We start from the raw sequence: 9776 nt of genomic DNA, 5'->3' as shown, positions 1-9776 counted from the left end.
GCGGGCCACGGCCGTCGGCGAGGAGCTAGCGCAGCTGCTGGGCCAGGAACCACACGGCGGGCACGGCGACCAGCAGGAGCAGGGCCCAGCGGCGCAGCCGCACCTCGAACGTCGCGGGGTTGATCCGCCCGCCGGGCCCGGGGCGGGAGGCGGCGATCTCGTCCTCGAGCGGTTGCGGGGAGGGCACGTTCCGGTCCTCGTCCGAGTCCCCGGGCGGGTCCTCGGGCCCGGTCACCGCCACTTCGTGGTCATGATCAGGCCCGCCATCATCAGCCCCAGGCCGACGCCGATGTTCCACGTCCCGATCCCGGGCACGGGGTAGGCCCCCTGGAAGAGGTAGTACACGATGAGCCACAGCAGTCCCGCGACGAGCAGCCCCAGCATGATGGCCTTGTACCAGGTGGGGGTCGGAGCCTTCTCCTCCCGGGCGCCGTGGCGGGTGCGCTCGGTCAGCTCCTGCGCCACCGCGTTGGCCGCGGCGTCCGGGTCGAAGGCGGTGGACCCGCCGGGCAGTCCCTCCGCCGCGAGCCGCGCCAGGTCCGCGTCGACGGGCGTGGCGGGTCCCGTGCCGCCGTGCTGACGGCGGGCGGGCTTCCTGCGGCGGTTCCTGGACTCGGGCACTGATCCTCCTGATCACCAAGCGGGCCGTGGTCACGGCGGGGGGTCCGGTGACCAGTCTAGCCGCCCGGCGCCGGGGGCCCCGCGGGCGGTAAGCTGGACGGGCGCCCGCGCCGCCAGGCACCCCGTTCCCAGGAGACCCCGTGACCGTCAAGATCCTCGTCGTGGACAACTACGACAGCTTCGTCTACACCCTCGTCGGCTACCTCCAGCAGCTGGGCGCCGAGACCACGGTCATCCGCAACGACGACCTCGACGAGGCCGCCGCGTGCGCGCTGGCCGACCGGCACCAGGGCGTCCTGCTCTCGCCCGGGCCGGGCGCACCCGCCGACGCCGGCGTGTGCACCGCCCTGATCCTCAACGCCGAGCGGACCGGGCAGCCGCTGCTCGGCGTCTGCCTGGGGCACCAGGCGCTGGCGGAGGCCTACGGCGGCACCGTCACCCACGCCGAGGAGCTCATGCACGGGAAGACCTCACAGGTCGAGCACAACGGCACGAGCGTGTTCGCGGGGGTCCCGACGCCCTTCACCGCGACCCGTTACCACTCCCTGGCCGTGGTGACCGGGTCCGTCCCGGACGTCCTCGAGGTCACCGCCCGCACCCCCAACGGCGTGATCATGGGGCTGCGGCACCGCAGTGCCCCGTTGCACGGGCTGCAGTTCCACCCGGAGTCCGTCCTGACGGAGGGCGGCTACCTCATGCTCGGCAACTGGCTGGAGCTGGTGGGACTGGACGGAGCGGCCCGTGCGGCGGCCTCGTTGTCCCCCCTGATCACGGTCTGACGCCGGCCGGGCCGGCTCACTCCTCGCCGCCGGAGCGCCGCTCCTGACCGTCGGCGCGCCGCTCCTCGCCGCGGGCCTGCTGCTCGGCGGCCCGCTCCTGCGGCTGTTCGGGCCTGGGGTCCTCGTCCTGGCCGCCCGGCGTCGCCGGCGCCTCGGCGGACCGCCGCGCCTCCGCGGCGGGCGGGGACTCCGCGTCGTCGTCGGACGGATCCTCGTCCTCCGCCTCGGGCTCCTCGTCCTCCGCCTCGGACTCCTCGGGTGACGGCGTGGGCGACGGCGTGGCCGGGGGTTCCGGGGCGGGCTCGGGGGCCACCGCCACCGTGAGGGTGATCGTGGAGCCCTGCGGTGCCGACCGGCCGCCCTCGACGCTCTGGTCCACGACCTGCCCCGGCTCCACCACGGAGCGCGGGGTCGTGACGATCTCGTGCGCGAGCCGGACGTCGTCGGCGCGGAGCGCGGCGATCGCGTCCTCGCGGCTGAGGCCCACCAGCTGGGGCACGGTCACGCGTCCCGTGGACAGGGCGATCCGCACCTCGGAGCCCGTCGGGACGGTGGTCCCGCCGGGCGGGTCCGTGCCGGCGACCATGCCCTCGGGCACCCAGGAGCTGTTCACGGCGTTGGTGGGCCCCGGCTCGAGCCCGGCCGAGTCCAGGGCCTCCCGCACATCGGCCTCGAACTGCCCCACGAGGTCGTCCGGGACCTCCACCTCGGCGGGGCCCTTCGAGACGTCGAGGACGACAGTGCTGCCCGCCTCCACCTGGGTGTCCGGGGCGGGATCGGTCCCGACGACGTCCCCCTCGGGCACGTCGTCGCTGAAGACCTCATCACGCTGGGGGACGAGGTCCACGTTGCGCAGCGCCGTCTCGGCGACGGAGGCGTCCATGCCCGCGACGTAGGGCACGGCCACGAGCACCGGTCCGCCCCGCTGGGACTGGTACCACTGGAGCGCGAGGAGGCCGGCAACCGCGAGCACCACGAGCACGAGCAGGCCGATCAGCGCGGCCCGCAGGCCACGGCGGCGGCGCGGCGCGGCGGTGGAACCGGTCTCCTGGACCTCCGTGCTCGTCTCCTGGAGGCCGGCCGCCACCCCCGCGGCGGGGACGGGGGGAAGGGTCTTCGTGTCCTCGTCGCGCACCGGGACGGTGTCCACGGGCTGGGTGGCCTCGAGGTCCTCCGGCACCCCCGGGCGCAGCTCCCGCAGCGCGCGGCGCATCTGGCCGGCGTCCTGGAAGCGGGCGGAGCGGTCCTTGGCGAGGGCCTTGGCCATGAACGCGTCCACCCGCCGTCCGAGCCGGGGGTCGAGCTCGGACGGGGCCGGAGGCGCGTCCCGGACGTGCTGGGCGGCGACGTCCACGGAGGAACCGCCCACGAACGGGGCCCGCCCCGTGAGCATCTCGAAGAGCACGCACGCCGCGGAGTACAGGTCGGAGCGGGCGTCCACGGACTCGCCGCGGGCCTGCTCCGGGGACAGGTACTGGGCCGTGCCCAGCACCGCCTGCGCCTGGGTGAGCGCCGGTGAGGTGTCCTCGACGGCGCGGGCGATGCCGAAGTCCATGACCTTGACTTGCCGCTCGGGGGTCACGATCACGTTGGCGGGCTTGATATCGCGGTGGACGATGCCGGCCCGGTGGCTGTACTCCAGGGCGTCGAGGATCCCGAGGGTGAGGTCCACGGCCTCCTGCGGGGTGATCGCGTCCTCGTGGATCAGTTCCCGCAGGGTGCGGCCGGGCACGTACTCCATCACGATGAACGGCCGGTCCACCCCCTCGTCGGTCTCCGCGAGGATCTCGCCGGTGTCGTAGACGGAGACGATCGAGTGGTGGTTCAGAGCCGCCACGGACTGCGCCTCGCGCTTGAACCGCTCGTGGAACGTGTCGTCCCGCGCGAGCTCGGGCCGGAGCACCTTGATCGCCACCCGCCGGCCGAGCCGGAGATCCCGCCCCGCGTGCACCGTGGCCATCCCGCCGCGGCCGATGGTCTCGCCCACCTCGTAGCGGTCGTTGATCAGCTGGGGGACGGAGTTCCGGCCCGGCACGGCTCAGCCCTCCTGGCCGGGTCCGGGCGTCGTCGGAGGCGCCGTCGCCGTGGGCCCGGGGGACCCGGTCCGGGGTGCGACGGCCACCCACATCTCGATGGTGTCACCGGGGCGCACGGTGGACCCGCCCAGCGGCTGGGTGCGCAGCACCGTGTCCGGCTCCGCCTCCTCGGTGGGCTCCTCGTAGAGCGTGATGTTCACGCCCAGGAGCCGGATCCGGTCGATCAGCGGCTGAGCCGGCTGACCCACCATCCCCGTGGGCAGCTCCACGGTGTCGGGTCCGGTCGAGTAGAGCACGGTGATCGTGCTGCCGCGCTGCACCTGGCCCACGGGATCGAGGGAGACCACCGTGTCCGGTTCCTCGTCCGAGGCCCGTCCCTCCCGCTCCACGGCGAAGCCGAGGTCCGAGAGCTCCTGCACGACGTCGTCGACCGGCCGCCCCTCGTACCGGGCGGCGAGCACCTCCACGGTGTCCGCCGCCGCCGGCGCCGTCGCCTCGGGGGGCGCGGTGGGCGTGGCGGGCACGGCGGAGGTGGAGACGGTGCCCGTGGGGGACGGCGCCCGGCCCCCGGGGTCGGTCTCCCGGGCCAGCAGGAACCACACGAGCCCCGCGACCACGACCAGCGTCAGGAGCAGCGGGAGCAGCCAGCTCCACACCGACCGCCGCCGGCGCTCCTCCGGCACCGGCTCCGCGTCGTAGCGGGTGGCGTCGTCGTCGGGGTCCTGCGCGACCTCGACGGCGTTCAGCTCCGCGGTGACGGGGTGCGCGGGATCGGCGGCCGCGGCGGCCGCGGCACGACCGTCCAGCTGCTCGGTCGCGTCGTCGCGCACGGGCTCGAACGCCTGGGTGGGGTCGTCGTCGGGGAGGTCCAGGAACGGCCGCATGCCGGGCACGGCGGCGAGGGCGGCGGGCACGTCGTCGCGCCGGATGGCGTCCACGGCCGTCGCGAGGGCCCCGGCCGTGGCGGGGCGGTCCTTCGGGTCCTTCGCGAGCATCGACATCAGCAGCGCGCGCACGGGCTCGGGCACGTTCCGGGACAGCGGTGGCGGCGGGTCGTTGACCTGGGCGAGGGCGATCGCGATCTGGGACTCGCCCGTGAACGGGCGGCGCCCGGCCAGGCACTCGTAGCCGATGATGCCCAGCGAGTAGATGTCGGAGGAGCCGGTGGCCGTCTGTCCCGTCGCCTGCTCCGGGGCGAGGTACTGCGCGGTGCCCATCACCTGGCCGGTGGCCGTGAGCGGCACCTGGTCCGCGAGGCGGGCGATGCCGAAGTCCGTGACCTTCACCCGGTTGTCCGGGGTGATGATGAGGTTTCCCGGCTTGACGTCGCGGTGCACCAGCCCCTGCGCGTGCGCCGCCGCCAGGGCCCGGGCCGTCTGGCCGATGTAGTTGAGCACGGTGTCCGGCCCGAGGGTCCTCTGCCGCTCGATCATGTTGGACAGCGGTTCCCCGGGCACGAGCTCCATGACGAGGAACGCCGAGCCCTCCTCCTCGCCGTAGTCGAAGACGTTGGCCACGCCGGGGTGGTTCAGCAGCGCGGTGTGCCGGGCCTCCGCGCGGAAGCGCTGGAGGAAGTTCGGGTCGCCGTTGTACTCCTCCTTGAGGATCTTCACGGCGACGATGCGGCCCAGGACCCGGTCCTTGGCCTTCCACACCTCTCCCATGCCGCCGATCGCGATCCGATCGGTCAGTGCGTAGCGCCCGCCCAGGACGGTGCTCGACGATGGTCTCACTTGTTCAACACCGCCTCGAAGAGTTGCTTGGCGCTCGTGGTGGTCAGGCCGGAGCCGGTCGCGATGTCGACGTCCTCGAAGACGACGGCGAGGGCCACCTGCGGGTCGTCGGCCGGCGCGAAGCCCGTGAACCAGGCGTCGTTGAGGCCTTCGTCCGAGCCGATCTCGGCGGTGCCCGTCTTGCCGGCCACCTCGACGCCGGGCACCGCCGCGCCCTGGGCGATGCCGTCGTCGACCACCTCGACCATCAGGTCCTTGACCGTCCCGGCGACGTCCGCGCTCGTGGAGCGGCGCAGCTGCTCCGGGTTGAGCTCGTCGATCACGGACAGGTCGGCGGAGCGGACGGTGCGCACGAGCTTGGGCTTCATCTGCACCCCGTCGTTGGCGATCGTGGCACTCGTCATGGCGACCTGCAGGGGAGTGGCGCGCACGTCGTACTGGCCGATCGCGGACAGCGCGAGCTGGGACTCGTTGAGCTCCTCGGGGAAGATCGACGGGGTCACCTGCAGGGGGATCGACAGGGGCTCCCCGTAGCCGAAGTTCTGCGCCGTGCGGCGGATCGTGTCCTCCCCGAGGTCGAGGGCGATGGAGGCGAAAGGCGTGTTGCAGGACTGCTCGAGGGCGAACTCCAGGTCGGCCTGCGCGCGGGCCGTGCACCCGCCGCCCACGAAGTTCGGCAGCGTCACGTCCGTGCCCGGCAGCGGGAGCTCCTGCGGGTTGGGGATCTGGGAGTCCGTCGTGTACTTCCCGGACTCCAGGGCTGCCACGGTGTCGATGATCTTGAACGTCGAGGCCGGGGCGTACAGGTCACCCGCGATCGCCCGGTTGATCAGTGGCTGCTCCGGGTCGGCGTTGAGCCGCTCGGCGGCCGAGATGACCGCTGCCGGGTCGTGCGAGGCCAGCTCGTTGGGGTCGTAGCCGGGGCTGGAGACCATGGCGAGGATCGCGCCCGTCTCCGGGTCGAGGGCCACGACCGAGCCCTTGCGCCCCTGCAGCAGGTCGTGGGCCGTCCGCTGCAGGACGGGGTCGATGGTCAGCTCGACGGAGGCGCCCGTGGGCTGGTCCCCGGAGAACATCGCGACCACCCGGTCGTAGAACTGCTCGTCCGAGGCGCCCGAGAGCTCCTCGCCCAGTGCCGCCTCGAGGCCCGTGGCGCCGTAGACGAGGGAGAAGTATCCGGTCAGGTGCCCGTAGAGCAGCGGGTCGGTGTAGACGCGCTGGTACTCGAAGTCGTCGTCGGAGGGCACGGAGGAGGCCTTCGGGTCGCCGTCCACGAGGATCGATCCGCGGTCCGCGCCGAACTGGTCGTACAGGCTGCGGTTGTTCCACGGGTGCGCCTCGAGCGAGCGCGCCGCGAAGAACTGCACGTAGGTCAGCGCCAGGAGCAGCACGGTGAAGGCGGCCACGCCGGCCATCCAGGTGCGTCGGATCGCCCGGTTCACGATGCTCCTCCGTTCTCGTCGCCGCGGGGTCCCCGGTGCCGGCCCTCGTCCGTCAGGCGGGACATGGCCTCGGTCGGGGTGTCCCCGTCCGCGTCCTGTCCGCCCGTGGCCCCGATGGGCTCCGTGGCGGGACCGGCGTCAGGCACCTCGTCACCGGGCGCGGTGTCCGTCCCGACGGCGCGGTGCTCGACCGTGGCGTCGTCGTCGGCGTCCGGTTCGGCACCGCGGCTCCGGCGCCGCTCGAGGCGCTCCTGCTCGTCCCGCTCCGCCGCCTCCCGCAGGGCCGCCTCGTGCGCGGCGATCTCGGCGAGGTCAGCCTCGGTGGCCGGCCCCGTGACCACGGGGCGGCGGGCCGTGTGGGAGATCGCGAGGATGATGGCCGCGATGATCCAGTTGGACAGCAGCGAGGACCCCCCGGCCGACATGAACGGGGTGGTGAGCCCCGTGAGGGGGATCAGGCGAGTGACACCGCCGACCACCACGAACAGCTGCAGCACCATGACGGCGGAGAGCCCGGCGGCGAGCAGCTTCCCGAAGGCGTCGCGGGTGCCCAGGGCGGCCCGGAAACCCCGGCTGACGAAGAGGAAGAACAGCAGGAGCACGGCACTGACGCCGATGAGCCCGAGCTCCTCGCCGAACGCGGTCATGATCATGTCCGAGTTGGCGTAGGAGACGAGGTCGGGCCGGCCCTGGCCCAGGCCCTGCCCGAAGAGACCGCCCGAGGAGAGCCCGAACAGGCCCTGCACGATCTGCCCGGACCCGCCGGGGGCACGGTTGTAGACGTCCGGGTCGAAGGCGTTGAGCCACGAGTCCAGGCGCGCCGCCACGTGGCCGAAGAACTGGCTCGCGAGGAACCCGCCGACGGCCACGAGCAGCAGGCCGATGACGATCCAGCTCAGCCGGCTCGTGGCGAGGTAGATCATGGCGAGGAACAGCCCGAAGAACAGGATCGCCGAGCCGAGGTCCCGCTGGAACACGAGCACGCCGATCGCGATGAGCCACGCCGCGAACATGGGTGCCATGTCCCGGAAGCGGGGCAGGCGCACGGGACCGATCTTCTTCCCGGCCAGCAGGATGAGGTCCCGGTTGGTGGACAGGTAGCCCGCGAAGAACACGGCCAGCGTGATCTTCGCGACCTCCCCCGGCTGGAACGTGCGCCCGCCCACGGAGATCCAGATCCGGGCGCCGTTGAGCTCCACGCCGAGACCGGGCAGCAGTGGCATCAGCAGCAGCAGGCCGCTGAGCAGCAGGCAGATGTAGGTGATCCGCCGCAGCACCCGGTGGTCCTTGAGGAACCACAGCACCAGGCCCGCGGCGACCATGGCGACCGCCGTCCACAGCACCTGGGAGCCCGCCGCCGACTGGTTCGTGGTGAGGTCGATCCGGTGGATCATCGCGATGCCGAGGCCGTTGAGGGCCACCACGATCGGCAGCACGTAGGGGTCGGCGTGCGTCGCCCGCAGCCGCAGCACCACGTGCAGGAGCAGCCCGCCCACGCCGAGCACGAGCCCGGAGACCAGGATGTGCGGGTCCCCGGAGCCGAGCTGGTCCGGGTCCACGAGGATGTTGGCGCCCACGCCGATGGTGACGGCGACCAGCAGCAGGAGCAGCTCGGTCAGCCACCGCGGCTTGCGGCGCGGCGCGGCCTGCGCCTCGCGGGGGGACACGGCGGTGCTCATCGGTCACCTCCCGGGCTGGACGTGGGGGAGGAGGTGGCCCGGCGGACGGTGCCGGTGGGGCGGGGCTCGGGGCTCGGGGTGGCCTGCGGGGCGGACTCGCGCAGCTCGCGGACGATCCGTTCCGCCTCCGCCAGGCTGTCGGCGGGGATCGCGGTGCGGACCCGCTCCCGGGCGAAGCCGGGGAGGTCCTCCACGCGCAGGTCCGTGGTGCGCTCCAGCTCGCTGAGGCTGACCGGCCCGAGGGACTGGGAGACGCCGTTGTAGATCGCCACGTTCCCCTGGGCCTCACCCACGTAGTACTGGGAGCTGATCCAGGTGCTGGCCATCCACGCCCCGGCGACCAGCAGCAGCCCCACGGCGGCGAGGCTCAGCGCGGCGATCGCGCGGCGGTGGCGGCGGCGGCGCGGTGAGCGTCCCGCGGCGGCCTCCGCCCGGTGGAGCGCGGACTCGACCTCCTGGGGATCGGCGAGGGTGTCCGGCGCCGAGGTCTGGACCAGCGTGGCCCGGCGCTCCAGGACGCTGTCGCTCACGGTCGGGATGCGACCGGTCTGGGTCGCGTTGGCCGCGGCGCCCACGAGCAGGTGCGGACGTGCGGCCAGGTCCCGGCGCAGCACGGCCGCGGAGGACTCGGTGACGGGGACGGGAGCGGTGTCCTCGCCGGCGGCCGGGTCGTCGGTCATCTCGTCCGAGGTGAGCGCCGACCCGGGGTCGGGGACCGCGCCCTGCGGCTCGCCCGTCCGCGGCACGACCGCGGTGTCGTCGTCGCCGAAGACCTCGACGACGACCACGGTGACGTTGTCCGGCGCCCCGCGGTCCAGGGTCAGCTCCACGAGGGTGTCCACGGTCTGGCTCAGGTCGCCGGTGGAGCGCAGCACCGACTCGATGGTCTCCTGGCGGACCACGGCGTTGAGCCCGTCCGAGCACAGCAGCCAGCGCTCGCCGACCTGCGGGCGCAGCGTGGTCACGTCGATCTCGGGGGAGGCGTCGACGTCGCCGAGCACGCGCATCAGGACGTTCTTGTGCGGGTGGGACTCGGCCTCCTCGGGGCGCAGCCGACCCTCGTCGATGAGCCGCTGGACGAAGGTGTGGTCCTTGGTGACCTGCTCGAACTCCTCCCCGTGCAACCGGTACGCGCGGGAGTCGCCGATGTGGGCGACGACGAGCTCGTCCTCGTCGGCGAGCAGCGCCGTGACGGTGGTGCCCATCCCGCCGAGCCGGGGGTTGCCGTGCACGAGCCGCGCGAGGTTCTGGTTGGCGTTCTGGATCTCGTCGGCGAGCACGGTGGCGCCCTGGCCGTGGTGGCCGGTGTGGTCGAGGGTCGTGAGGTCCATGACGGCGGAGGCCGAGGCCACGTCCCCGCCCACGTGCCCGCCCATGCCGTCGGCGACCACGGCGAGGTGGCGGCCCGCGTAGGCGGAGTCGTCGTTCTTCGAGCGGACCCTGCCCACGTCGGAGCGCGCGGCGTAGCGGAAGGCGACCCCCATGC

At 73.4% G+C, this 9776-nt stretch carries 8 protein-coding genes; 1 reads left to right on the top strand and 7 read right to left on the bottom strand.

From position 1 onward, the window contains the following. Positions 1-25: 25 nt before the first annotated feature. Together ACH9EU_RS14475 and ACH9EU_RS14470 are read right to left on the bottom strand one after the other, a co-directional pair. Positions 26-187, bottom strand: coding sequence for a hypothetical protein (locus ACH9EU_RS14475; RefSeq protein WP_396414618.1), 162 nt, complete (start codon positions 185-187; stop codon positions 26-28). Positions 188-231: 44 nt separating this feature from the next. Further along, positions 232-621: a cell division protein CrgA gene (locus tag ACH9EU_RS14470; RefSeq protein ID WP_396414617.1), complete on the bottom strand. Its 390-nt coding sequence runs from the start codon at positions 619-621 to the stop codon at positions 232-234. 140 nt (positions 622-761) lie between these two features. On the opposite strand from ACH9EU_RS14470, the gene ACH9EU_RS14465 reads away from it, so the two are divergent. Further along, positions 762-1400, top strand: a complete 639-nt coding sequence (locus ACH9EU_RS14465; protein ID WP_396414616.1) for a glutamine amidotransferase-related protein — start codon at positions 762-764, stop codon at positions 1398-1400. Between the two features lie 16 nt (positions 1401-1416). Here ACH9EU_RS14465 and pknB read toward each other — a convergent pair whose 3' ends face one another. From pknB to ACH9EU_RS14440, 5 genes are read right to left on the bottom strand one after another with little or no spacing between them, the layout of a single operon-like run. After that, entirely contained in the window at positions 1417-3435 is a 2019-nt protein-coding gene (gene pknB, locus ACH9EU_RS14460; protein WP_396414615.1) for a Stk1 family PASTA domain-containing Ser/Thr kinase, read from the bottom strand. A 3-nt stretch (positions 3436-3438) separates the two neighbouring features. After that, positions 3439-5169: a protein kinase domain-containing protein gene (locus tag ACH9EU_RS14455; protein WP_396414614.1), complete on the bottom strand. Its 1731-nt coding sequence runs from the start codon at positions 5167-5169 to the stop codon at positions 3439-3441. Beyond that, entirely contained in the window at positions 5166-6611 is a 1446-nt protein-coding gene (locus ACH9EU_RS14450) for a penicillin-binding transpeptidase domain-containing protein (protein ID WP_396414613.1), read from the bottom strand. Before ACH9EU_RS14450 ends, ACH9EU_RS14455 begins: the two co-directional genes overlap by 4 nt. After that, positions 6608-8290, bottom strand: a complete 1683-nt coding sequence (locus ACH9EU_RS14445) for an FtsW/RodA/SpoVE family cell cycle protein (RefSeq protein ID WP_396414612.1) — start codon at positions 8288-8290, stop codon at positions 6608-6610. Before ACH9EU_RS14445 ends, ACH9EU_RS14450 begins: the two co-directional genes overlap by 4 nt. Further along, positions 8287-9774, bottom strand: coding sequence for a Stp1/IreP family PP2C-type Ser/Thr phosphatase (locus ACH9EU_RS14440; RefSeq protein ID WP_396414611.1), 1488 nt, complete (start codon positions 9772-9774; stop codon positions 8287-8289). The genes ACH9EU_RS14445 and ACH9EU_RS14440 overlap by 4 nt, the downstream gene beginning before the upstream one ends. Positions 9775-9776 lie beyond the last annotated feature (2 nt).

The sequence above is a fragment of the Kocuria rhizosphaerae genome, assembly GCF_044462265.1.
GTDB lineage: Bacteria > Actinomycetota > Actinomycetes > Actinomycetales > Micrococcaceae > Kocuria > Kocuria rhizosphaerae.
This window is presented reverse-complemented; position numbering and strand designations above follow the sequence as displayed.

Bases quoted from the DNA above. Each gene is read 5' to 3' on its own strand.
- ACH9EU_RS14445 (WP_396414612.1), bottom strand. From the start codon at position 8,290: ATGAGCACCGCCGTGTCCCCCCGCGAGGCGCAGGCCGCGCCGCGCCGC.
- ACH9EU_RS14440 (WP_396414611.1), bottom strand. From the start codon at position 9,774: ATGGGGGTCGCCTTCCGCTACGCCGCGCGCTCCGACGTGGGCAGGGTC.